Annotated in this window: 19 protein-coding genes, 1 pseudogene and 1 riboswitch; of the genes and pseudogenes, 16 read left to right on the forward strand and 4 right to left on the reverse strand. The window is 65.4% G+C overall.

Features of this window, described 5'->3' with window-relative positions:
- Positions 1 to 88: 88 nt before the first annotated feature.
- Positions 89 to 727: a PEP-CTERM sorting domain-containing protein gene (locus DT069_RS16520; RefSeq protein WP_425450307.1), complete on the forward strand. Its 639-nt coding sequence runs from the start codon at positions 89 to 91 to the stop codon at positions 725 to 727.
- Positions 728 to 893: 166 nt separating this feature from the next.
- On the opposite strand, the pseudogene DT069_RS16525 reads toward DT069_RS16520, so the two are convergent.
- Positions 894 to 2972, reverse strand: a pseudogene (locus DT069_RS16525) (methylmalonyl-CoA mutase family protein); the annotation flags it as partial.
- 359 nt (positions 2973 to 3331) lie between these two features.
- On the opposite strand from DT069_RS16525, the gene DT069_RS16530 reads away from it, so the two are divergent.
- The 4 genes from DT069_RS16530 to DT069_RS16545 all read left to right on the forward strand — a co-directional run bounded on the left by DT069_RS16530 (position 3332) and on the right by DT069_RS16545 (position 8241).
- Positions 3332 to 4414, forward strand: a complete 1083-nt coding sequence (locus tag DT069_RS16530) for a TRAP transporter substrate-binding protein (protein ID WP_119461412.1) — start codon at positions 3332 to 3334, stop codon at positions 4412 to 4414.
- A 99-nt stretch (positions 4415 to 4513) separates the two neighbouring features.
- The gene (locus tag DT069_RS16535; RefSeq protein WP_425450308.1) at positions 4514 to 5107 is read left to right on the forward strand and encodes a TRAP transporter small permease subunit; all 594 of its coding nucleotides are present in this window, start codon (positions 4514 to 4516) and stop codon (positions 5105 to 5107) included.
- Entirely contained in the window at positions 5100 to 6422 is a 1323-nt protein-coding gene (locus DT069_RS16540; RefSeq protein ID WP_119461413.1) for a TRAP transporter large permease, read from the forward strand. Before DT069_RS16535 ends, DT069_RS16540 begins: the two co-directional genes overlap by 8 nt.
- 43 nt (positions 6423 to 6465) lie before the next feature.
- Complete coding sequence (locus tag DT069_RS16545; protein ID WP_119461414.1) at positions 6466 to 8241, forward strand: gamma-glutamyltransferase family protein; 1776 nt, start codon at positions 6466 to 6468, stop codon at positions 8239 to 8241.
- Positions 8242 to 8560: 319 nt separating this feature from the next.
- Here DT069_RS16545 and DT069_RS25005 read toward each other — a convergent pair whose 3' ends face one another.
- The 3 genes from DT069_RS25005 to metZ form a co-directional block, all read right to left on the reverse strand.
- Entirely contained in the window at positions 8561 to 9175 is a 615-nt protein-coding gene (locus tag DT069_RS25005) for a hypothetical protein (RefSeq protein WP_425450309.1), read from the reverse strand.
- 304 nt (positions 9176 to 9479) lie between these two features.
- The gene (locus tag DT069_RS16555; RefSeq protein WP_119461415.1) at positions 9480 to 11069 is read right to left on the reverse strand and encodes a gamma-glutamyltransferase family protein; all 1590 of its coding nucleotides are present in this window, start codon (positions 11067 to 11069) and stop codon (positions 9480 to 9482) included.
- 9 nt (positions 11070 to 11078) lie between these two features.
- Positions 11079 to 12275 carry an O-succinylhomoserine sulfhydrylase gene (metZ, locus tag DT069_RS16560; RefSeq protein ID WP_119461416.1) on the reverse strand — a complete coding sequence of 399 codons (1197 nt, stop codon included), beginning with the start codon at positions 12273 to 12275 and terminating at the stop codon, positions 11079 to 11081.
- Positions 12276 to 12362: 87 nt separating this feature from the next.
- Positions 12363 to 12440: riboswitch (SAM riboswitch) on the reverse strand.
- 121 nt (positions 12441 to 12561) lie between these two features.
- On the opposite strand from metZ, the gene DT069_RS16565 reads away from it, so the two are divergent.
- The 11 genes from DT069_RS16565 to DT069_RS16615 all read left to right on the forward strand — a co-directional run bounded on the left by DT069_RS16565 (position 12562) and on the right by DT069_RS16615 (position 24218).
- Positions 12562 to 12798 (forward strand): hypothetical protein, encoded by a 237-nt coding sequence (locus DT069_RS16565; protein ID WP_119461417.1) that lies wholly within the window; start codon positions 12562 to 12564, stop codon positions 12796 to 12798.
- Positions 12799 to 12970: 172 nt separating this feature from the next.
- Positions 12971 to 14206, forward strand: a complete 1236-nt coding sequence (locus DT069_RS16570; RefSeq protein ID WP_119461418.1) for a PQQ-dependent sugar dehydrogenase — start codon at positions 12971 to 12973, stop codon at positions 14204 to 14206.
- A 214-nt stretch (positions 14207 to 14420) separates the two neighbouring features.
- Positions 14421 to 16880 (forward strand): spermidine synthase family protein, encoded by a 2460-nt coding sequence (locus DT069_RS16575; RefSeq protein ID WP_119461419.1) that lies wholly within the window; start codon positions 14421 to 14423, stop codon positions 16878 to 16880.
- 296 nt (positions 16881 to 17176) lie between these two features.
- On the forward strand, positions 17177 to 18460 hold the full coding sequence (gene ccrA / locus DT069_RS16580; protein WP_119461420.1) for a crotonyl-CoA carboxylase/reductase: 1284 nt from the start codon (positions 17177 to 17179) through the stop codon (positions 18458 to 18460).
- A gap of 90 nt (positions 18461 to 18550) precedes the next feature.
- Complete coding sequence (locus DT069_RS16585; protein ID WP_119461421.1) at positions 18551 to 20218, forward strand: acyl-CoA dehydrogenase family protein; 1668 nt, start codon at positions 18551 to 18553, stop codon at positions 20216 to 20218.
- Between the two features lie 67 nt (positions 20219 to 20285).
- Positions 20286 to 21278, forward strand: coding sequence for a chymotrypsin family serine protease (locus DT069_RS16590; protein WP_119461422.1), 993 nt, complete (start codon positions 20286 to 20288; stop codon positions 21276 to 21278).
- Positions 21279 to 21303: 25 nt separating this feature from the next.
- Positions 21304 to 21528 (forward strand): hypothetical protein, encoded by a 225-nt coding sequence (locus DT069_RS16595; protein ID WP_119461423.1) that lies wholly within the window; start codon positions 21304 to 21306, stop codon positions 21526 to 21528.
- Positions 21529 to 21583: 55 nt separating this feature from the next.
- Positions 21584 to 21778 carry a twin transmembrane helix small protein gene (locus DT069_RS16600; RefSeq protein ID WP_119461424.1) on the forward strand — a complete coding sequence of 65 codons (195 nt, stop codon included), beginning with the start codon at positions 21584 to 21586 and terminating at the stop codon, positions 21776 to 21778.
- Between the two features lie 6 nt (positions 21779 to 21784).
- Positions 21785 to 22351 carry a cob(I)yrinic acid a,c-diamide adenosyltransferase gene (locus tag DT069_RS16605; protein WP_119461425.1) on the forward strand — a complete coding sequence of 189 codons (567 nt, stop codon included), beginning with the start codon at positions 21785 to 21787 and terminating at the stop codon, positions 22349 to 22351.
- Positions 22352 to 22536: 185 nt separating this feature from the next.
- Positions 22537 to 23286 carry an electron transfer flavoprotein subunit beta/FixA family protein gene (locus tag DT069_RS16610; RefSeq protein ID WP_119461426.1) on the forward strand — a complete coding sequence of 250 codons (750 nt, stop codon included), beginning with the start codon at positions 22537 to 22539 and terminating at the stop codon, positions 23284 to 23286.
- Positions 23286 to 24218, forward strand: a complete 933-nt coding sequence (locus DT069_RS16615) for an electron transfer flavoprotein subunit alpha/FixB family protein (protein WP_119461427.1) — start codon at positions 23286 to 23288, stop codon at positions 24216 to 24218. Before DT069_RS16610 ends, DT069_RS16615 begins: the two co-directional genes overlap by 1 nt.
- Positions 24219 to 24258 lie beyond the last annotated feature (40 nt).

Below are 24258 nucleotides of genomic sequence, written 5' to 3' on the forward strand. Positions count from 1 at the left end.
GTGCAGTTCTGTGCGGAGGAAAAACTCTTTTAAAAGGGGAAAGCATACGATGCGATATACCGCCCTACTGGCTGGCGCATTTATAACCATGTTAACCGCGACTCCAGCGTCCGCAACGCTCATCGGCGGAGTGGAGTTCCCGGACGGCACGGCGTCTTTTGCAGACGCCGTCGTCAGTTACGACCCGGTGATCATTGGCGGCGAGCCGACCGATGCGAATCGGGGCACAAGCAATGCCTTGGGAACGCCCGACTATATTTCGGGCGGGGCCTGCGCCGTGCAGGCTGACTGCTCGTTTGTCAGCCTCGGCTCCGGCGGCAGCATCACGCTCGCGTTCATCGACAACAAGCTCACCGGCAGCGGCGACGCCGCATTAGACCTGTGGATCTTCGAGGTCGGACCGGACGTCGAGGACACCTTCGTCGAGATCAGCATGAACGGCTTGGACTGGCTCGATGTCGGCAAGGTCTTTGGCGCAACGGCCGGCATCGACATCGACGCGTTCGGCTTCGGCCCCGATGACCTGTTCGGCTTCGTGCGTCTCACCGACGACCCGAATGCGGATGGGAGGTCGGGCGCCAGCGTAGGGGCCGATATCGACGCTGTGGGCGCGATCACCACAGTTCTGACGCCTTCACAGGTTCCGGAACCGGCGACGCTTGGCCTTCTCGGCGTCGGGCTGGCTTGGCTCGGCCTTTCGTCGCGTCGACGGCGATCCGCCGCTTAGTCGGGCCAAACCTGCGCTTGGCGGGCCCACACGGTCGGTGAACTCAGTTCGCCGACCGTTGGAGTCCTCCAGCTGTCGCGACGCCCCTGGAATGCCGGTCCAACTTCAGAGCAGGCCCGGCAGTGCCAATAAAATACGGAATCCACGCAATGTTGCAGCGTCCGACTCAGGCCGCCTCCTGCGTGCCGCGATCGATCAGCTCGACGATATCCTGCATGATCGCGGTGAGGTCGTAGTCCTTCGGGGTGTAGATCCGGGCGACGCCGGCAGCGGTCAGCCGGCGCTCGTCCTCGGGCGGGATGATGCCGCCGACGACGACCAGGACATCGGCAAGGCCGAGCCCGCGCATCCGCTCCAACACCTCGGTCACCAGCGGGACATGCGAGCCGGAGAGGATCGAGAGGCCGACCACATGCACGCCCTCCTCGAGCGCGGCGTTGACGATCTGCGCCGGAGTGAGGCGAATGCCCTCATACACGACCTCGAGCCCGACGTCGCGGGCGCGCACGGCGACCTGCTCGGCGCCGTTGGAATGGCCGTCGAGGCCGGGCTTGCCGACCAGCATCTTGATCCGCCGGCCGAGGCGGGCCGAGACGCGCTCGACCTCGCTCCGAACCTCAGCGAGCCGTCCTCCCTCGCCCTCCCCGGCCGCCGCCGCGCGGCCGACTCCGGTCGGCGCCCGATACTCGCCGAAGACCTCGCGCAGGGCAGCGCCCCACTCGCCGGTGGTGGCGCCGGCATGGGCGCAGGCGATCGACGGCGTCATGATGTTGCGCCCTTCGGCCGCGGCGGCGCGCAACTCCTGGAGCGCGGCCGCGACGGCGCCCTCGTCGCGGACCGCCCGCCAGGCCTGAAGCGCGGCAACCTGCTCCTGCTCGGCCGCGTCGTCGACGGCGAGGAAGCCCGCCTCGCCGCCGGCGGTCAGCGGCGACGGCGCCGAGTCGATGAACTCGTTGACGCCGACCACGACTTGCGCGCCGGATTCGATCGCAGCCAGACGCCGGCCATTCGATTCGACCAGCTTCTGCTTCATATAGCTGGACTCGACCGCGGCGACCGCCCCGCCCATCGCCTCGATCCGGCCGAGTTCCGCCGTCGCCTCGGCCTTCAGCTCGGCAACCTTCGCGGCGATCACCGTCGAGCCATTGAAGATATCGTCATAGTCGAGAAGATCGGTCTCGTAGGCAACGATCTGCTGCAGGCGCAGACTCCATTGCTGATCCCAGGGCCGCGGCAGGCCCAGCGCCTCGTTCCAGGCCGGAAGCTGCACGGCGCGCGCGCGCGCGTCCTTCGACAGGGTCACCGCCAGCATCTCGAGCAGGATGCGATAGACATTGTTCTCCGGCTGCTGCTCGGTGAGGCCGAGGGAGTTGACCTGCACGCCATAGCGGAAGCGGCGATATTTCGCCTCTGCGATGCCGTAGCGGGTCCGGCAGATCTCGTCCCACAGCTCCGTGAAGGCCCGCATCTTGCAGATCTCGGTGATGAAGCGGAGGCCGGCATTGACGAAGAAGCTGATCCGGCCGACGACTTGCGGGAAATCGGCGGCGGGCACCTGGCCCGAGTCGCGGACCGCGTCGAGCACCGCGATCGCGGTGGCGAGTGCGAAGGCCAGCTCCTGCACCGGCGTCGCCCCGGCCTCCTGCAGGTGATAGGAGCAGACGTTGGTCGGGTTCCATTTCGGGATCTCGCGATAGGTGAAGGCGATCACGTCGGTGATCAGGCGCAGGCTCGGCCCCGGCGGGAAGATGTAGGTGCCGCGCGAGAGATACTCCTTGATGATGTCGTTCTGCACCGTGCCGCAGAGGGCCGAGCGGGCCACGCCCTGCCGCTCCGCCGCAGCGACATAGAGCGCCAGAAGCCAGGGCGCGGTTGCGTTGATCGTCATCGAAGTGTTCATGCGGTCGAGCGGCAACCCCTCGAACAGCGCTTCCATATCGCCGAGATGCGAGACCGGAACGCCGACCTTGCCGACCTCGCCCCGCGCCAGCGGATGGTCGGCGTCATAGCCCGTCTGCGTCGGCAGGTCGAAGGCGACCGAGAGACCGGTCTGCCCGCGCGCCAGATTGGTGCGATAGAGTGCGTTCGAGGCCTTCGCCGAGCTGTGCCCCGAATAGGTGCGAATCAGCCAGGGCGAATCACGGTGCATGGTTTTCGGCTCCTCGCGGGTGGAATGATCGACCATCGGCATCTCCGTAAGAGCTGACCCGGGCAGCTTACGCGCCTTTGATTGTGCAGCGCAATAGACGCGCCCTACAAACCAAGGCCAGCCTTAAATGGTGTCTAATAGCAGTGCAGCATTTATTGGTATGTGGTATGCTTTATGCCATTTCCCTCTTGGATTTCGGAACAACCTTCTGTCTACTACGCTTACGCTCCGTTGCGAACGCTCGGGGCCTGGGGGTTTGCATGCATCAGTTCTCAGGACTTTACGGAACCTAAAGCTCGCGGGACTCAGTTTCTGACGCTTGGGTGCTAGGCATTGGAACCGTCACACGAGGGAATGGCTGCGGCCCGCGCCGAAGCGATCCGGCGCACATCGACAAGAGCAGTAGATCGAGATCAGAGGCGAATCGAGTATCTCGCAAGAGGGAGGAGTTCATCATGAAGAGACGCGATTTTATGGCGGCGGGTCTTGCCGGCGCCGCGGCAACGGTTGCAGCGCCGGCCGTGGTCCGCGCGCAGGAAACCTTCGACTGGAAGATGACCACGACCTGGCCGCCGCAGCTGCCGTTCTATCAGAGCGGTCCGGGCAGCGCCGAGTACTGCGCCAAGCGGATCGAGGAGATGTCCGACGGCCGTCTCCGCATCCAGGTGTTCGCCGCCGGCGAGCTGATTCCGGCCTTCGGCGGGTTCGACGCAGTGTCGGCCGGCACCGTGGAGATGAACCACGGCTGCTCCTACTACTGGGCGGGCAAGCACTTCGCCACCCAGTACTTCACCACGGTGCCGTTCGGGCTCAATTTCCAGGGCATCAACGCCTGGTTCTATCATGGCGGCGGGCTCGAGCTGTGGAACGAGCTCTATGACTCCTTCAACCTCGTGGCGATGCCGGTCGGCAACAGCGGCGTGCAGATGACCGGCTGGTTCCGCAACCCGATCGAATCCGTTCAGGACGTGAATGGCCTGATCATGCGGATTCCCGGACTGGCCGGACAGGTTTACGCCGCGCTCGGCGTGAATGTGAAGCTGCTGCCCGGCGGCGAGATCTTCCCGGCGCTCGAACGCGGGGTGATCGACGCTGCGGAATGGGTCGGCCCCTATCAGGACCGGCGCCTGGGCCTGCACAACGCCGCCAAGTACTACTACACCACTGGCTGGCATGAGCCCTCGACGACGTCGGAGCTGATGATCAACAAGGGCGCCTGGAACAGCCTGCCGAAGGATCTGCAGACGATCATTCAGGCCGCGGCGCGCGACACGAACCTCACCGGCCACACCTGGCTGGAGGCGCACAATGCCGAGGCGCTCAAGGATCTTGTCGACAATGAGGGGGTCACGGCGCAGCCACTCCCCGACGACGTGGTCGAGCAGCTCCGCAAGGTCACGACCGAGGTGATGGCCGCCGAGGCGGACAAGGACCCCTTCACCAAGAAGGTCCACGAGTCGTTCATGAACTTCAAGAAGCAGCACGACGCGTGGGCGGCCGTCAGCGAGGCCGAGTTCCAGCAAGTCAAAACCGCCTGAGAGTGACTCGGGCTCGCCCTTCGGGGCGAGGCACGGTCGTTCCGGCCCGAGTGGCCGGAACGACCGTGACGATTCGGCCAAAGGGCAGCAGTATAGATCATGAACAATATGAACGAGGCATCCGCCAGGGATCATTCCCGTCCTGGCGGCGATGCGGCTGAGGAACGCCACGAGGGTGGGCTGGCGCGCCTGGCGAACGCGCTGGAGACGCTGATCGACTGGCTCGGCCGCGTGGCGGCATGGCTGGGATTCGCGCTGGTTCTCCTCGTCGCGTTCAACGTCATCCTGCGATACCTGTTCAGCGTCGGCCCGGTATCGTTTCAGGAAGCGGAGTGGCACCTGGTCTCGCCGATCGTGATGATCGGCATCGCCTATGCGATGCGTCACGGCGAGCATGTGCGCGTGGATCTTTTTTATGAGCGCTTTCCGCCCCGGATGCGGCATTTCATAGATCTGGTCGTGGCGCTGACGACAGCGGCCATTGCGATCATCATCATCTACATGGCGGTGCCGTGGGTCATGCAGTCCTACAATATCGGCGAGGGCTCTCCGGATCCGGGCGGGCTGCCTTACCGGTTCGCCTTGAAGGCGTTCGTCCCGTTCGGCTTTCTCCTCCTGCTCATCCAGGCGGCTGCGCAGGCGATAAAGGCCGCCATTCCCCTGTTCAGCCGAAGCGAGCGCAGCCATGGATAACGAAATCATCGCGATTCTGCTCGCAGCCGGCTTTCTCGGAATGCTGATGATCGGCTTCCCGGTCGCCATCGCCTTGGCAGCCGCGGGGCTTCTGTTCGGCTATATCGGATTCGGAATGGGCCTGTTCAGTCTGCTGCCGCTGCGTGTCTTTGGCGTGCTGACGAACTACACGCTGATGGCGATCCCGCTGTTCGTCTTCATGGGCGTGATGCTCGAGCGGTCGCGAATAACCGAAGATCTGCTGGACGTCATCGGCTATGCCGCGGGGGGCCTGCGTGGCGGCATGGGGCTGGCCATCATCCTCGTCGGCGTGCTGATGGGCGCCTCGACCGGCATCGTCGGCGCGACGGTCGTGACCCTCGGGCTTCTGACGCTGCCGACCTTCATGCGCCGCGGCTACAGCAACTCGCTCGCCTGCGGCACCATCTGCGCGTCGGGCACGCTCGGACAGATCATCCCCCCCAGCTTGGTGCTAATCCTGCTCGCCGACATCATGGGCGAGTCGGTGGGGACGCTGTTCGCCGCGGCGATGATTCCTGGCCTCGTTCTCGCCGCGATCTATGCCATCTTCATGCTGGGCGTCGGCGCCCTCAGGCCGGACATGGCGCCAGCGATTCCGCTCTCCGAGCGCGAGGGGGTTTCGACCGGGCAGCTTGTTCTCAAGCTCTTCCAAGTCGTTCTGCCGCCCTTCGCCCTGATCTTCGCCGTTCTGGGCTCTATCATCTTCGGCGTCGCCGCGCCGACGGAGGCCGCGTCCATCGGTGCGCTCGGAAGCGCCGTCATCGTCGCCCTGTCGGGCCGACTGAACCGGCAGGTGTTGACGGAGACCGTTCAGAACACCCTGAAGATCACGGCAATGGTCTATTTCATCCTGATCTGCTCGCAGGCCTTCTCGCTCGCCTTCCGCGGCCTGCGCGGCGAGGATCTGGTGCATGACCTGTTCGCCTTCGTGCCGGGCGGGCTCACGGCCGAGATCGTGTTCCTGCTGTTCATCCTGTTCATTCTCGGCTTCTTCCTGGAATGGATCGAGATCTCCTATATCGCCCTGCCGTTGTTCCTGCCGCTGTTCGTGAACTCCGGCGTCGACATGGTGTGGCTGTCGGTCCTCGTCTGTCTGGTCCTGCAGACCTCGTTCCTGACGCCGCCGGTCGGCTGGGCCCTGTTCTTCATCAAGGGCGTCGCGCCGCCGGGCGTCACGACCCGCGACATCTATGTCGGCGTCCTTCCGTTCGTGGCGCTTCAGGTCGTGGCTTTGATCACATTGTTCATGTTCCCGGGCATCGCGACATGGCTGCCGCGCGCCATCGGCTGGTAGCGGCCGGCCGACGGATCGGATCTCGGCGAATAGGGAGACAAGGATGAGCACCCGCGCCTTCCGCGCCGAGCCGAACGACGGCCGAACCTTCTACCCGCGCCTGCGCGGCACCCGCGGGGCCGTCGCCTGCGAGCATTATCTGGCCGCCGATGCCGCCGCCGACATCCTGAAAGGCGGCGGCAACGCGGTCGACGCGGCGGTCGCCGCCGTGCTCGTCGAGGGCCTCGTCAACCCGCAGATGCATACGATCGGCGGCGAATGCCCGATGCTGATCCGCATGGCCGGCGACAGCCGCGTTCACGCGGTCAATGGCAACATGGCGGCGCCTGAGCGGGCCACGGCGCAGGCCTATCGGGAGCGCGGCCTTTCGGACGTGCCGGACCGGGGAATCCTGGCGGCGGGCGTGCCGGCCGCCTTCGGCGCGCTGGTCACCGCGCTGTTGCGCTTCGGCCGTCTTCCCTTTGCCGAGGTCGCCGCGCCGGCCACCGCGCTGGCGCGTGACGGCTTTGCCGCGCATTGCGGCCTGGTCGGCCAGGCCGGCTTCGGCATCCGCGACCTGCAGGACTTGTTCCGGAGCGAGTGGCCCGGCAGTGCCGCCCTCTATCTGCCGGACGGCCGGCTGCCGCAAGAAGGCGACCTCTTCCGCAATCCCGCGCTCGCCGCCATGTTCGATCATCTCGCGACGCTCGAGCGCAAGGCCGGGAGCGGGCGGGCAGAGGGCCTGCAGGCGGTGCTCGACGGCTTCTATCGCGGCGACGTGGCGGCCGAGATCGCGGCGTTTGCGGAAGCGCGGGACGGATTCCTCGCCCGCAGCGACCTGGCCCGGTTCGAAACGCATGTCGAGGAGCCGGTCAGCCTCGATTTCGGCGACGTGACGCTGTTCAAATGCGGCTTCTGGAACCAGGGGCCGGCGCTGCTGCAGACCCTGGCCATTCTCGAGAACCACGACCTCGCCGCGCTGGGCCACAACAGTGCCGACTATCTGCATGTCCTGATCGAGGCGCTGAAGCTGGCCTTCGCCGACCGCGAGCAGTTCTATGGCGACCCGCGCCATGTGGATATCCCGGCCGAGGCGCTGCTGTCGAAGGAGTATGGAGCGCTGCGCGCCGCGCTGATCGATCCGAACCGTGCTGACGCATCGCTGCGGCCGGGCGATCCCCGGGGCATGGGCGCGCTGCTGCCCGCGGCCGACCGGCTCGGCGGCAAGGCCTGGGGACCGGGCACCGTCCATGTCGACGTCATCGATTCCGAGGGGAACATGGTCGCGGCGACGCCGAGCGGCGCCTGGATCAAATCGGCCGAGGTCGTGCCGGCCCTGGGCTTCCCGCTGGGCAACCGCCTGATGACCTTCTATCTGGCCCCGCCACACCACCCCAATCTGGTGGCGCCGTTCAAGCGGCCGCGGACGACGATCAGCCCGTCGCTGGCGTTCAAGGGCGGGCAACCCTGGATGGTCTTCGGCAGCATGGGCGGCGACCAGCAAGACCAGTGGCAGGTCCAGTTCCTGCTCAACCGTGTGGTGTTCGGCATGACGATCCAGGAAGCGATCGAGGCGCCGAAGCTGAGCAGCGAGCATTTCCCCGGCTTCTTCGCACCGCATGACCACTTCCCGAACCGCGTGCGCATCGAGCCGCGTGTCGGCGACGCGGCGCTGCGGGAGCTGACGCGCCGCGGCCACGATGTCGAGGTCGCCATCGACTGGACGGAGGGCTATCTCCTGGCGGCGGAACGCGACCCGGAGACCGGCATGCTCGAAGCCGGTTGCGATCCGCGCGGCACCAAGGCCGAAATCTTCCCCGCCTTCGCCCTCTGCTGGTGATTTCCTAGTCCCTGAACCACCCCGCTTTGAGCCACAACCTCCTCCAGTTTAGCTGAGGGAGCGTTATGCGCGCGCGGCCTGGTCAACCTTGGAGCGGAGATTTCGACGGTGCCGGCCGCAATCATTGCCGCCCTCAGCGGGTCACGGCCGCCATGGATAGGGCTACCGCGAGCGTGAGTACCGCCTTTCGAGCAGACTGACAAGCGTGCTCCGGGCTTCGGTAGCGTGAAGTCGGTTCGCTCTATGGAGAACGGATTGGTCGCGGCAATTACGCGCAGCGGTACATGTGGCGTCAAATCATTAAGCGGCATATCAACGCTTACCCGCTGACCGGAACAACCGAACTTTCAGGCGTTCGATCCTTAACGTTGATGAGGTTGCAGAGCGCTTCGTTATTGCCCCAAACGACTTTCGTTTTGGCCCGTTCAATGGCTTCCTCGCAGGTCATCCAATCCGGCGATTTGCCGAGCAAGTAGTCCATCCGCGCCCAGAAAATCTCATAGATCGCCGTCCCTTGGACGGGGATGGCGCCGGCACCCGGAGCGCCTGTCACTGTCCAGTCCCCGCCCGTCGTCATCATTGGCCCAGCCCCAGAATTGCCAGTCGAGACGGCTACCGACGCAGCGAGTCCGTCGCTCTCGTCCGTCGCCCTCACCAGCCAGGTATCGGTCCCCATGGAGAAAGCAAGCACCATATAAACTGTCCACCGACGTGTAGCGACCATCTGGTCCGCATCCGGGTAGGCGACCTGGAAGTCATCGCCATCGGCGAGCCGGAAGAGTTCCTCTGCGGCGGCAAAAAACTGGTCTTTGGAAACGTCAGTATAGGTCCGCGTGCTGGCTTGGAGCCATTCGTCTCGGCTCATCGTCCGTGGCGATGCGCAGCCCGCGAGCGTGATCAACAGTAGAGCGACAATTGACATCGTGCGAAACATGACTTCCCCCTGCTATATGATCCCGAGAGAATACATCTGTTTCGCTTCCGGTTATAGTTAACCGCGCCATCGGTAGACGCCGACCACCTGATTGCGCCATTCCAGCCCGTCACAGCGGGGCGCGGCCGCATCAATGCCTTTCTTGACATGGAGTATCCAGCCGCCGAAGGCTGCAGAAATCCGCCACCATCCCGCCAGATCTCGTTCAGTCGCGCGGAATCCGGTTCCTGCACCCCGCCACCCCTCAAGGGTGGGGCTCAGGGCTCAAGCCGCAACGATTTCTCAGAATAAGAACGGCAAGCCATCAGAAAGCCGCGACGACTCCATCGCTGCGGGGGTCGGAGGCGCCCTCGATCAGGCCGGAGGGGTGCCGGACCAGCGCGCCAGCATGCCCCATGATCTCGTCAAACGGGCCGACCAGCTCGACGTCATGCCCGACCTTGCGCAGCGCGTCGATGGTTTCCGGCGCGAAGCGGTCCTCGATCCGGAGATTCATCTTCGGCGCGCCCCAGGTCCGGCCGAGCAGCCAGCGCGGCGCGGTGACAGCCGCCTGCAGGTCCTGGCCGTACAAGACATGGCGGGTGAAGATCGCGGCTTGGGTCTGCGGCTGGCCCTCGCCACCCATGGTCCCGTAGGACATGACGCGGCCGTCCTTGAGCCGGGCCAGCGGCGGCTGAATCGTGTGGAAGGGCTTGCGGCCGGGCTTGAGCGCGTTCGGCGCGCCCTCGGCCAGCCGGAAGCTGCTGCCTCGGTTCTGCAGCATGATGCCGGTATCGCGCAGAACGACGCCGGAGCCGAACTCCCAATAAAGGCTTTGGATGAAGCTGACGGCACGGCCTTCCCCGTCGATGGCGCCGAGCCAGACGGTATCGCCGCCGCCGGGCTCCGTGCCCCAGGGAAGCGCCTTCGCCGGGTCGATTCCGGCGGCGGCCTCTGACAAGGCCGCGTCGCTCAGGAAGCGCGCCGGATCGACGGTCATATAGGCCGGGTCGGTCACATGCTCGTCGCGCACGAGGAACGCCCGCTTCGTCGCCTCGACGAGCCCGTGCAGATAGGGGAAGCCCTCGGCCCCGGCGATGCCGAGCCGGTCGAACAGGCCGAGGATCATCAGCGAGGCGAGGCCCTGCGTCGGCGGCGGCAGGTTGTAGACGCTGCCGCAGCTCAGCTCGATCGTCAGCGGCGTGACCTCCCGGCCGCGCTGCGCGGCCAGGTCCGCCTCGGTGAGGGGGCTGCCGACCCGCCCCATCTCAGCCGCCATCTCCCGGGCCAGGGCACCGCGATAGAAATCATCGAGCCCGGCCTTCGCCAAACGCTCCAGCGTGCCAGCGAGCGCCGGCTGCTTGAACAGCGCGCCCACGGCCGGCGGCGCGCCGTCGGAGAGGAAGGTCTCGGCGTAGCCCGGAACATCGGTGAACTCGGCGCGCTTCGCCGCCGTGTTGGCATGCTGGCTCTGCGTGACCGGCACGCCGTGGCGCGCATAATGGATGGCATCCTCGAGCAGGCGGTCCAGCGGCAGCCGGCCGCCCCAGCGCGCGCTCGTCGCCAGCGCCGCCTGCCAGCCTGAAACCGCGCCGGGGACCGTGATCGCGGCGAGCGGCCCGCGCGCGGGGATGGCGTCCAGCCCCTGTCGGCGATAGAGCGCGGCATCGACGCCGCTGCCGGCCGCGCCGCAGGCATCGATGCCGACCGGCGCTTCCCCCGGCGCCGACATCAGCCAGAAGCAATCGCCGCCGAGGCCATTCATATGCGGATAGACGACGGCGATGGTCGCCGCCGCCGCGACCATCGCCTCTATGGCGTTGCCGCCTTCGCGCAGCACGCGAAGGCCGGCCTGCGCGGCGAGATGATGCGGCGCGACCACCATTCCGCGGGTGGCTCTCGGCGTTTGCAGCATGATGTCTCCTTAGATGGCAGCGAGCGCTCGGCTCAAATCCTCTTCCAGATCGGCGACGTCCTCAAGCCCGACCGAAAGCCGGACCAGCCCCTCGCCGATGCCGAGACGCACCCGCTCCTCGGGCGCCAGGCGCTGATGCGTCGTCGTCGCCGGGTGCGTTACCAGACTCTTGGAATCGCCCAGATTGTTGGAGATCGCGATCAGCTTCAGCGCGTTCAGGAACCGGAAGGCGGCCGGCTTGCCGCCGGCGACGTCGAAAGCGAGGAGCGTACCGCCGTCGCTCATCTGGCGGCGGGCGAGGTCGTGCTGCGGATGGCTCGGCAGGCCGGGATAGAGAACGGCCGCCAGCTTCTCCTGCCCGCCCAGGAACGCGGCGAGGCGGCGGGCGCTCTCGCATTGCTCCCGGACGCGCAGATCCATGGTCTCCAGCCCCTTCAGCAGCAGCCAGGCATTCATCGGCGAGAGCGCCGGCCCGGTATGGCGCAGGAAGGGCTGCAGCACGTCCTGGACGAAGGCCTTGTCGCCGAGGATGACTCCGCCGAGACAGCGCCCCTGACCGTCGATATGCTTGGTCGCAGAATAGACGACGATGTCGGCGCCGAACTCCATCGGCCGCTGCAGGAGCGGCGTCGCGAAGACGTTGTCGACCACCACCCGCGCGCCGGCCGCATGAGCGAGCTCCGAAACGGCGGCGAGATCGATAATCCGCAGGCTCGGATTGGCCGGACTCTCCAGGAATACCGCCGTCGTCTTCTTGCTCAAGGCCTGCCGCCACTGGTCGAGATCGCGGCCGTCGACCATCACCGTCTCGACGCCGAAGCGCGGCAGGACCTCCGCCACGATATATTGGCAGGAGCCGAACAGCGCGTCCGACGACACGACGCGGTCGCCGGCCTTGAGCTGGCACATCAGCGCGGCGAACACCGCCGCCATGCCACTGGCCGTGGCGCGGGCCGTCTCGGCGCCCTCGATCAGGGCCATCCGCTCCTCGAACATCGAGAGCGTCGGGTTCGCGTAGCGCGAGTAGATGAAGCGGGTCACCCGGTTGGCGAAGGCGGCCTCCGCCTCCTCGGCCGACTCATAGACATAGCCCGAAGTGAGGTAGAGCGCCTCGCAGGTCTCCGCGAACTGCGAACGCAACTGCCCGCCATGAACGAGGCGGGTGCGGGGACGCCATTGGGCGGGGTTTGAACGATCTTCCGTCATAGTCGGACCTCCTGCGTTCCGAGGCAGGTCGCCACGAAAGCCGGCGCGAAGGAACCGACGAAAAAACCCCGGCCGGTCAGGTCGGGGCATGCTCCGCGCATGACCTTTTAGCGACTTGTTTAACGTGGCTGCAATCCGGCTGACCAAATCACCACGATGACCCGGAAATAGCCCGCGGACGCCCGAGAAGTCAAGACTGCAGAAGCCGATGATTTCAGGCGCCGATGGATCAACTACCCCAGAGCGGCGTTCTCAACTGTAAAGGCGCGCGGTTTCGGAGGCATTCATGCGGAGAGTTCTCGCCAGTCTTGCCCTTCTGTCCTCGGCCGCTCTCGCGGGCTGCGAGATCATGGTCGACCGATACGACTCCGACAGCCCCGCCTTCACCATCGAATATGACGAGGACACGGAGCCGGATATCGAGATCGCCCAGGAATATTGTGCGATCTATGACCGGTCGCCCAGACTGACCCGGACCGAGCAGGTCTATGGCGAACTCGTCGCCGTCTATGACTGCCTCTGATTCCGCTCGAGGTTGCCGAATGAACCATCGTTCCTCGCGCTAAATTCTGACGACGACAATACTAACCTTTGTTCACCGTCGCCTCAGGCTGCATTGCAACCTTTTCCGTGCATCGCTGTTTCAAGTCGACTGTTGCTCTCTTGCCGTTACATCGGTCAGCAGGAGGATGTCGATGTTGCTGAGGACGCGGAATCGCCTGTACCGATCTGTGACCCTTGGTTTCGTGCTTGCCGCGCTTTGCACTTTGATGCTGGCGGCCGCACCGCCAGCCCCGGGCTGGGCGGCAACGGGCAAATCCAAGACGACAGCACGAACCGTTGAGACGGCCACGGGCCCGATCCGCGCAGAACCCGTCGCGACGGGCCTCAAGCGTCCCTGGAGCCTGGTCTTCCTGCCCGACGGCAGCATGCTCGTGGCGGAAGAATCGGGTCAACTCCTGCGCGTCCCGCAGAGCGGGAATATCTCAAAACCTCTCTCCGGTCTGCCCGAGGTCTACACGACGGGCAATGGCGGGCTTTTGGACGTCAGGCTGGATCCCGACTTCGCGTCCAATCGCCGCATCTATTTCGCGTTCGCCGAGCCTGCCGGCGACGGAAGCGGCAAGGCCGGGACCTCGGTCGCACGGGCGGTTCTCCATAAGGACCACATCAGCGACCTCGAGATCATCTTCCGGCAGACGCCGAAGGTGGCCGACGAACGCAATTTCGGCGGGCGGCTCGCTTTCGCGCCCGACGGCACTTTGTTCGTGATGCTGGGCGACCGCTTCGCCCTCGATCTGGTCCAGGATCTGAGCAACACCATCGGCGCTCTCGTGCGCATCAATGCTGACGGCTCTGTGCCGCAGGACAACCCGTTTGTCGGACGCCAAGGGGTTCGGCCGGAGATCTGGTCCTACGGCCACCGCAACATCGAGGGCGGAGCGTTTCATCCGCAAACCCAAGACCTTTGGATCCACGAGTTCGGCCCCTTGGGCGGCGACGAGCTCAACATACCGCGCCCGGGCCTCAACTATGGCTGGCCGCTCGTGAGCTGGGGACGGCATTATTCGGGAGAAGACATCCCCGACCCGCCGACGCGGCCCGAACTCGCCCAGTCGATCTACCACTGGAATCCGGTGATCTCTCCCTCCGGCATGACGTTCTACACCGGCGCGCTCATTCCGGAATGGCAGGGCAACATCTTGATCGGAGGTCTTTCCTCGAACGCCCTCATCCGCCTGACCCTGCGTGGGGACCGCGTCATCGCGGAGGAGCGGATCGAGATGGGTGCCCGGATCCGCGACATCGTCCAAGGCCCGGACGGTGCGCTCTATCTCCTCACCGATCAGCCAAAAGGCGAGATCCTGCGCCTTACGGCCGCCGATAAGCCGAGGGACCAGACGAGCTTCGAAGAGAGCGTCCCGGACTGACAAGCTCGTCTGCGTGGCGTGTCCTCGGTACGCCCGACAATCCGCAGGCTTTTTGCACCTCCGGGCCGGTGCTGTCTGGAACTGGCTTGGCGACCTTCGTGTTGGTGCTGCTGGGGGAAATATTTGCCGTTCGGCAGGGGACGACAAGAGGTCTGCAGCTTAGCCGGGAGGGTGAGCAAGCCTATTCCTAAAGTCTGGATACGAGGAGCCCACGATGAATCGCATAGCGTTCTATGGCGGATTATTCCTCGTCACGGCAGCAACGCTTATGCTGCAGCTTATTCAGACGCGTATACTTTCCGTCGTCGCCTGGTATCATCTGGCGTTTTTCGTCATCAGCATCGCAATGTTCGGACTCACTGCAGGTGCCGTGTGGGTCTACCTGCGGCGCGACCGCTTCACAGAAGCCACTTTATCGCACGACCTCGTCTACTTCACCTCGGCCTTCGCGGTAACGACAGTCCTGTCGTTTGCCGTGCAGTTGACGCTGCTGCCCCTCGCCAAGATGAGTGTGTTGGCGGTTCTTATCTGGGCCGAACTCGCTATCTGCCTGGCCGTGCCGTTCTTCTTCTCCGGCGTGGTCGTCTCCTTGGCGCTCACCCGCAGTCCCTATCCGATTGGACGCGTCTATGGCGTCGACCTCGTCGGCGCGGCGCTCGGTTGTCTCGGCGTTTTGGTCCTGCTCGACACGGTTCGCGGGCCGACCGCCGTCCTGTGGGTCGGCGCCATTGCCGCGCTCGCCGCCGTGCTCTTCTCCTATTCGCGTATCGGCGCGGCGCCGCTGATAAAACCGCCGGTCTCCGCGGTGCTGCGGCGGCCGCTGCCCATCGGGCTGGCGCTGGTTGCCGTTGCGCTCGCCAATGACCTGGCGAGTCCTTGGGGGCTCCACCCTGTATTCGTGAAGGGCAAGGTGGAGCGGCTCGATCAGCGCATATTCGAGGAATGGAATTCCTTTTCGCGGGTGGTCGTTTTCGACACCGGCAATCCGGATCCGCACATGTGGGGACCATCCCCGATCTACATGGCGAGCGACTGGCCGGTCGAGCAGCGGGGCATGAATATCGACGGCGGGGCCGGCACCACCGCCTATCGCGTCGACGGCGATATCGAGGAGGTAGGGTTCTTAAGGTATGACGTGACCAACCTCGCCTATTTCCTATCCGAGCAGAAGCGGGCCGCGGTTATTGGCGTAGGCGGCGGACGAGACCTCCTGAGTGCGCGCCTCTTCGGCATACCCGAGATCACCGGCGTCGAGATCAATCCCGTTCTCCAGCGCCTGCTGACACGGGAGCCGAACTTTGCCGACTTCTCGGGTATCGGCGCGATGGACGGCATCTCGATCGAGGTCGCCGAAGCCCGGAGTTGGTTCGCCCGGAGCGAGGAGACATTCGACATCATTCAGATGTCCCTGGTGGACACCTGGGCGGCGACCGGCGCCGGCGCCTTCTCGCTTAGCGAGAACGGCCTTTACACGGTGGAAGCCTGGCGCACCTTCCTGGAACGGGTTGAGCCGAACGGGGTCTTCACGGTAAGCCGCTGGTACGCACCGGAGAGGATCGAGGAGACCGGCCGCACGGTCAGCCTGGCCATGGCGGCCGCATTCGAGGTCGGCGCAAGCGAGCCCAGGCAGCACATCTTCCTTGCCGGTTCGGATCGCGTCGCCACTCTCGTTCTGTCGCGCGAACCGCTGTCGCCGGGCAAGGTTGAGAACCTGGAAGCCGCCGCCGATGAAATGGGCTACACCGTCCTGATCAGCCCGCAGCAGGAACCGAAGGTGGATGTCCTGCGGGAGATCGTCTCGACCCAAAGCAGACGAGAGCTCGAGCGCTACACCTCGAGCCTGGAGCTCGACTTGACGCCGCCGACGGACGACCGGCCGTTCTTCTTCAATCAGCTGCCTCTCTACGACCCATTGCAGACGATCAGCCTGGCGGCCGAAATCAGAGAGACGGGCGTCGTGAGCGGAAACCTGTTCGCCACGGCGACGCTCCTGATTCTGTTCCTCATCTCTGCGGCCCTGGTGATGGCAACGATCATCATCCCATTGCGTCCGGCGGTTCGGGATGTCGGCAGACGGCTGGCCTGGGGTGGGACCGCCTATTTCTTTCTCATCGGCGTCGGTTTCATGATGGTCGAGATCGGCCTTCTGCAGCGAATGAGCGTGTTTTTGGGGCACCCGATCTATTCGCTCAGCGTCGTGCTGTTCTCGATCATCCTGACGACCGGTATCGGCAGCATGATCTCGGACTGGCTGCCCCTCGACAGCCAGGGGAAACTCGCGATCTGGGCGCTGGTCACCGGAGGCTATCTGTTCGCTTTGCCTTTCTGGATCCCATCCGTCTTGCTCGAGTTCGACGGTGCGATGCTGATCACTCGGGCTGCACTCTGCGTGCTCATGATCGCGCCAGCCGGCCTGCTCATGGGCTTCGGCTTCCCGACCGGCATGCGGCTCATCTCTGTTGTGGACCGCAAGCCAACACCGTGGTTCTGGGGGGTCAATGGTGCGGCTGGCGTACTCGCGGCATCGCTCGCCGTAGCCTCCAGCATCGCGCTCGGGATCGGCACAACCTACATTATCGGTGCGATCTGTTACCTATTGCTCATTCCGGCCGCTCTGACGATCGGCTTTCATGCAAGCGCTGCACGACCCTCCGTCATGTCATCACCGCTCTGAGGAGCAGCTATCATGCCGGCTGCACGCTGACGAAGGCCCAATACGACATCTAGGGGCCGGGGCGATCCGGGCCGCCGCCCCTCGCGCTGCACCGCAGCGTTACTAGGCGCCAAGACCCGACACACTACCCTGCGTCACCGGCTTGTTTCAGACGAAAAGTTTCGCACGCTCACGGTATAGGAAATAAAATTTCTTCCGGATCGGCACTCTGGATATTTACCGTCTTTTGTGCATTGCAATATCCACCACGGCCGGTACACTCGATCCAATCCGACCACGTGGTTGAGGAGAGCCAGATGAGCGAAGCGGCTGAGGTGATCCAACTTCGTCCGGGCCAGCAGACGAAAGACCTCTACGAGATCGGCGAGATTCCGCCGCTCGGCCATGTCCCCCAGCGCATGTATGCCTGGGCCATCCGCCGCGAGCGCCATGGCGAGCCGGAACAGGCGATGCAGGTCGAGGTGGTGCCGACACCGCCGCTCGATGCCTATCAAGTGCTGGTGATGGTGATGGCCGCTGGCGTCAACTACAACGGCGTCTGGGCCGGCCTGGGCAAGCCGATCTCGCCCTTCGACGTGCATAAGGCGCCCTATCACATCGCCGGCTCCGACGCCGCCGGCATCGTCTGGGCCGTCGGCAGCAAGGTGAAGCGCTGGAAGGTCGGCGACGAGGTCATCATTCACTGCAACCAGACCGACGGCGATGACGAGGAGTGCAACGGCGGCGACCCGATGTTCTCGCCGTCGCAGAAGATCTGGGGCTATGAGACGCCGGACGGCTCCTTTGCCCAGTTCACCGCCGTGCAGGCGCAGCAGCTTATGGCGCGGCCGCGGCACCTGACCTGGGAGGAGAGCGGCTGCTACGTGCTGACGCTGGCGACCGCCTACCGCATGCTGTTCGGCCACCGCCCGCACATCCTGCGGCCGGGCCACAACGTACTGGTCTGGGGCGCCTCGGGCGGGCTCGGCTCGATGGCGATCCAGCTGATCGCGACGGCCGGTGCCAATGCGATCGGCGTGATCTCCGACGACGACAAGCGCGACTTCGTGATGTCCCTCGGCGCCAAGGGCGTGATCAACCGGAAGAACTTCACCTGCTGGGGCAGCCTGCCGGACGTCGACGATAGCGCCGGCTATGCCGAATACATGAAGAAGGTCCGCGAATTCGGCAAGGCGATATGGGAGATCACCGGCAAGGGCAACGACGTCGATTTCGTGTTTGAGCATCCGGGTGAGCAGACCTTCCCGGTGAGCTGCTTCGTCGTCAAGCGCGGCGGCATGGTCGTGTTCTGCGCCGGCACAACCGGCTACAACCTGACGATGGATGCGCGCTTCGTCTGGATGCGGCAGAAGCGCATCCAGGGCAGCCATTTCGCCAATCTGCTGCAGGCCAGCCAGGCCAACAACCTCGTCATCGAGCGGCGTATCGACCCCTGCATGTCGGAGGTCTTCGCCTGGGCCGACATCCCGCGCGCCCACACCAAGATGATGAAGAACCAGCACAAGCCGGGGAACATGGCCGTGCTGGTCCAGGCCAAGCGCCCCGGTATGCGCACCATCGAGGACGCGGTCGAGGCTTAGATCAGAAAGACAACCACAGAGGCACAGAGACACAGAGAAAAGCACCGAGGACAATTCAATCCTCTGTGTCTCTGTGGTCGTTTTGCTCTCATGACTCAAGCCATTGAATCATCGCTCCTGCTTCCCGATCTGCTGGCAACCTGTGGCGAGGCTCTATCGGCTGCCGAGAGCGTCACCGAGGCGGCGCGGGCGACAGTGCTTGGACTGGTCGGCCCGAGCGGCCGGATCGATGCGCAAGCCTTCGAGCGCGAGCAGTTCGCCGCGCATGGCTATGCCTGGCTCGCGACCTATGCCATGGCGCTGCGACAGACCCTGGCCTGGGCCGAGCGGCTGCAGGCGACCGGCCGTCTCGGCGAGCGGGAGGCGCTGATCTGTCAGGCAGCCTTCGGCGAGTATCTCGCTCAGATCCAGGGCGGTATCGCACTGAGCCAGGGTGAGATCGTGCGGCTCGCCGATCTCGGCGTCGACGCCGAGGCGACGGGCTTCGCCGACAGCAAGCCGGTGCGGGCGCTGATCGGACGCGGCCATACCAGCGCGGTGCGAATGCGCCTTGCCGAACTCATCGCCGAGGGCGATTTCGGCGAGGCGGGGCTCGACGACGAGACGCTGGCGATGATCCGCGACCAGTTCGCCCGGCTGGCCGCGGCTTACCGCGAGGCGGCGCATGAGTGGCACCGGGCCGACGTGCTGATCCCGATCGAGGTGATCGAGCAGCTCGCCGAGCTCGGCATCTTCGGCCTGACGATCCCTGAGGACTATGGCGGGCTCGGCCTCGGCAAACTGGCGATGTGCGTGGTGACCGAGGAGCTGTCGCGCGGCTATATCGGCCTCGGCTCGCTCGGCACCCGCTCCGAGATTGCCGGCGAGCTGATCCGCCTCGGCGGCACCGAGGAGCAGAAGCGATCCTGGCTGCCGCGGATCGCCAGCGGCGAGATCCTGCCGACCGCCGTCTTCACCGAGCCCGGCACCGGATCGGATCTGGGCTCGTTGAAGACCCGCGCGGTACGCGACGGCGAGGTCTATCGGATCACCGGCAACAAGACCTGGATCACCCACGCCGCGCGCAGCGACGTGATGACGCTGCTCGCCCGCACCAATGCCGACGAGCCCGGCTATGCCGGCCTCTCGATGTTCCTCGCCGAGAAGCCGCGCGGCACGGATGCCGCTCCCTTCCCCGCGCCCGGCATGAGCGGCGGCGAGATCAAGGTCCTGGGCTATCGCGGCATGAAGGAATATGAGCTCGCCTTCGACGGCTTCGCGGTGAAGGCGGAGAGTCTTCTGGGCGGCGTCGAGGGCCAGGGCTTCAAGCAGCTCATGGCGACCTTCGAGTCAGCCCGCATCCAGACCGCGGCGCGCGCGGTCGGCGTGGCCCAAAACGCCCTGGAGCTCGGCCTCGCCTATGCCCGCGAGCGGATCCAGTTCGGCAAGCCGATCTACGCCTTCCCGCGCGTCGCCGGCAAGCTAGCCTGGATGGCGGTCGAGACGATGGTCGCGCGGCAGCTCACCTGGTACGCGGCGCGGCAGAAGGACTCGGATCGGCGCTGCGACATCGAGGCCGGCATGGCCAAGCTGCTCGCCGCCCGCGTCGCCTGGTCGAACGCCGACAATGGCCTGCAGGTCCATGGCGGCAACGGCTATGCCGAGGAATATCCGATCTCCCGTGTGCTGTGCGACGCCCGCATCCTGAACATCTTCGAGGGCGCCGCCGAGATCCAGGCGCAAGTTATCGCACGGGGGCTGCTGTCGGGGCGGAACTGAGCCGGCCGTCGCCTCATTCCCTTCCCCCGTCTCCGCGTACAATCACCCCGACGCAGGGAGAGCTCTCATGGAAATCGATTCCGCACGCGAATTGAAGGCGCGCATCGATCGGCTGGTGTTGGCGCCCTTGGCCCGAAGGGAGGGACGGCGCATCGACCTTGCGGCGCAACCCTTCGGCACCACGGCCGAGCCGCATCGAACCGTCGCCGTCGGCATCGCCCCTTGTGCGGAGACAGGCTTCAGGCTGGCCGTCCGCATCCAGCGACGCGAGATGGAGGGCGGGATGCAGATCGAGAGGATCCGGAGTCTCGCAAAGGGTGAAATCGACGTCCGCTATATCGGGCGGATCGTCAAGCGCGTGCTGCCCTGGCATCGACGGCGCAACCGGCCGCTGCGCATCGGCGGATCGATCGGGCATTACGGCATCACGGCGGGCACGCTCGGCTGCTTTGTCCGGCGGCGCAGCGACGAGGCCCCAATGATCCTGTCGAACAACCATGTTCTCGCCGACGAGAATCGGGCGGAAATCGGCGACGCGATCCTCCAGCCCGGCCGCTATGACGGCGGCCGGCGCGGCCGCGACGCGATCGGCTATCTGGCGGACTTCGTGCGCCTGAAGCCGCGCGCGGCGAACGCGATGGACTGTGCCGTCGCCAACCTGAAACCCCGACTGGATTTCGACCCTGTGAAGCTGACCGGCCTAGGGCGGCTCGGCGGGCTCGCCGGCGACGGCCCGCCGGAAATTGCCGAGGTCGCCAAGGTCGGCCGCACGACCGGCCTGACGCGCGGCCGCATCACCGCCTTCGAGATCGACAATGTGATCGTCGGCTATGATTCCGGAAACTTGCGCTTCGACGACCAGATCGAGATCGAGGGCGCCGGCGACGGCCCATTCAGCGACGGCGGTGACAGCGGCTCGTTGATCGTCGACGCCGAACGGCGTGGCATCGCCCTGCTGTTCGCCGGCAGCGATCAGGGCGGCAGCAACGACCAGGGGCTGACCTACGCCAATCCGCTGCCCGCCGTGCTGCGCCGGCTGCGCGTCGATCTACTCACCTGACATCCCGCAACCTATATTGAGCGGCATGACCGCCGTTTCGATCGATCAGGCGCGCGCCGCCAAGGAGAAGGCGAAGGCGGCGTTCGCCCCGATGGCCACCGTCGTCGGCATCGGCATCGCCCGCTTCGAGGACGGCTATTGCCTCAAGGTCAATCTGCGGCAGGCGCCGGCCGATGACGTGATCCTGCCCGATGCTATCGACGGCGTCCCCGTTCGGTTGGAAATCGTCGGCCCGATCCGCAAGCGGTAACATCCGGGCGCAATTTCCGCTGGTCTCGGCCTTTCGGCTCGCTATATCGTAGCGAATGGATATTCTCTTCATTCTCGTGATCGTCGCCATGATCGCGACCCTGGGAGCCCTGTTCCTCGGTATGTTCAGCATGGCGCGCGGCGGCGAGTTCGCCCGCCGCAACAGCAACCGGTTCATGCGCTGGCGCGTCATTCTGCAAGGGACGGCGATCGGCCTGTTCATCCTGTTCGTGCTGCTATCGCAAGCGTAAGGCGGCATGGTTCAGCTCACCCGGATCTACACGCGCGGCGGCGACAAGGGGAAGACTTCGCTCGGCAATGGCCGGCGAGTGCCGAAGCATGACTCGCGCGTCGCCGCCTACGGCACCGTCGACGAGGCCAATGCGGTGATCGGCATCGCCCGCCTGCATACCGTGGAAGAAGCCGACGCGATGCTGGCCCGCATCCAGAACGATCTGTTCGATCTGGGGGCCGACCTCTGCACGCCCGAGGCGGAAGACGAGCAGCCGGGCGCGGCCCTGCGCATTGCGGCCGGCCAGGTCGAACGCCTGGAGCAGGAGATCGACCGCATGAATGCCGCACTGCAACCGCTGAACTCCTTCGTCCTACCCGGCGGGACGGCTGCGGCGGCGCAGCTCCACTTGGCCCGCACCGTGATTCGGCGTGCCGAGCGGGAGATGACCGCGCTGGCGGGCGAGCAGCCGGTGAATCCGCTGGCCATCCAGTACGTCAACCGGCTGTCGGACCATCTGTTCGTAATGGCCCGTCATCTTAATGACGGCGGCCGCGCCGACGTGCTATGGAAGCCCGGCGCCAATCGCTGAAGGCCTAATGGTTACGGCGGTTTGCCCCAGTTTTGGGCACGGTTTGGCGGCGTTGACACGTCTATGTCATCTACCTATTGTGCGACCGCACAATTTGAGAGCAATTCGGACGGCCGCCGAGCATTCGGTCGCGCCCCGCTACAGCCGCGGGATACCGTCCGTCAGGAGATCCGGGCAGGTTTGAGATGAAGGTCCTCGTCGCCGTCAAGCGGGTCATCGACGCCAATGTGAAAGTCCGCGTGAAGGCGGATGGAACGGGCGTCGAAACCACGAACGTCAAGATGTCGATGAACCCGTTCGACGAGATCGGGATCGAGGAGGCGATCCGCCTCAAGGAGGCCGGAAAGGCGACCGAGGTGATCGCCCTGTCGGCCGGCGTTCAGCAGTGCCAGGAGACGCTGCGCACCGCGCTGGCCATGGGTGCCGACCGCGGCATCCTGATCCAGACCGACGCCGAGCTGCAGCCGCTGGCGGTGGCCAAGCTGTTCAAGGCCGTCGTCGAGAAGGAGCAGCCGCAGCTCGTCATCCTCGGCAAGCAGGCGATCGACGACGACTGCAACCAGACGGGGCAGATGCTCTCGACGCTGCTGGGCTGGGCACAGGGCACCTTCGCCTCGAAGCTGGAGCCGAACGGCGACAGCCTGACCGTAACCCGCGAGGTCGATGGCGGGCTCGAGACGGTGGCGCTGAAGATGCCGGCGGTGATCACGACCGACCTGCGGCTGAACGAGCCGCGCTATGCCTCGCTGCCCAATATCATGAAGGCGAAGAAGAAGCCGATCGAGACGCTGACGCCGGATGAGCTGGGCGTCGACGTCAGCCCACGGCTGAAGACGCTGAAAGTGGTCGAGCCGCCGCCGCGCAAGTCCGGCGTGCGGGTATCAAGCGTGGCCGAACTGGTCGACAAGCTGCGCAACGAGGCGAAAGTAATCTGATGAGCGTCCTGGTCGTCGCTGAACACGACAATACGAACCTGAAGCCCGCCACCCTGAATGCGGTGACGGCGGCGGCGAAGCTCGGCGATGTGGCGGTGCTGGTCGCCGGATCCAACTGCCACGGCGTCGCCGAGGCAGCCGCGAAGATCGGCGGCGTCGCCAAGGTTTTGCTGGCGGACGATCCCGCCTACGAGCATCGCCTGGCCGAGAACCTCGCCGCGCTGGTGGCGAAACTGGCGCCGGGCTTCACCCATGTTCTCGCCACGGCGACGAGCGCCGGCAAGAACGTCATGCCGCGGGTCGCGGCCCTGCTCGACGTCGCGCAGATCTCCGACATCAGCGCCGTCGAAGGCGCCGACACCTTCGTGCGGCCGATCTATGCCGGCAACGCGCTGGCGACCGTACAGTCGAGCGACCCGATCAAGGTGATCACCGTCCGCGCGACCGGCTTCGATCCGGCGCCGGCCGAAGGCGGCTCCGCGGCGATCGAGACGGTTGACCCGGCCGGCGACAGCGGGCTGTCGCAGTTCGTCGGGCAGGCCCTGAGCAAGTCGGAGCGGCCGGAGCTGACCTCTGCGCGGGTCATCATCTCTGGCGGGCGTGGCATGCAGAGCGGCGAGAATTTCCACCTGCTGGAGAAGGTCGCCGACAAGCTGGGCGCCGCTGTCGGCGCGAGCCGGGCGGCCGTCGACGCCGGCTTCGTGCCGAATGATTATCAGGTCGGGCAGACCGGCAAGATCGTGGCGCCGGAGCTCTATATCGCGGTCGGCATCTCCGGCGCGATCCAACATCTGGCGGGCATGAAGGACAGCAAGGTGATCGTCGCCATCAACAAGGACGAGGACGCGCCGATCCTTCAGGTCGCCGACTACAGCCTCGTGGCGGACCTGTTCCAGGCGGTGCCGGAACTCGCCGCCGAGCTCGAAAAGTAGCGATCGCCGTCGACCGCAGACCAGCGAAGGGAAGCTCTCG

The organism is Virgifigura deserti, from assembly GCA_003576685.1.
GTDB classification, from domain to species: Bacteria; Pseudomonadota; Alphaproteobacteria; order Dongiales; family Dongiaceae; genus Virgifigura; species Virgifigura deserti.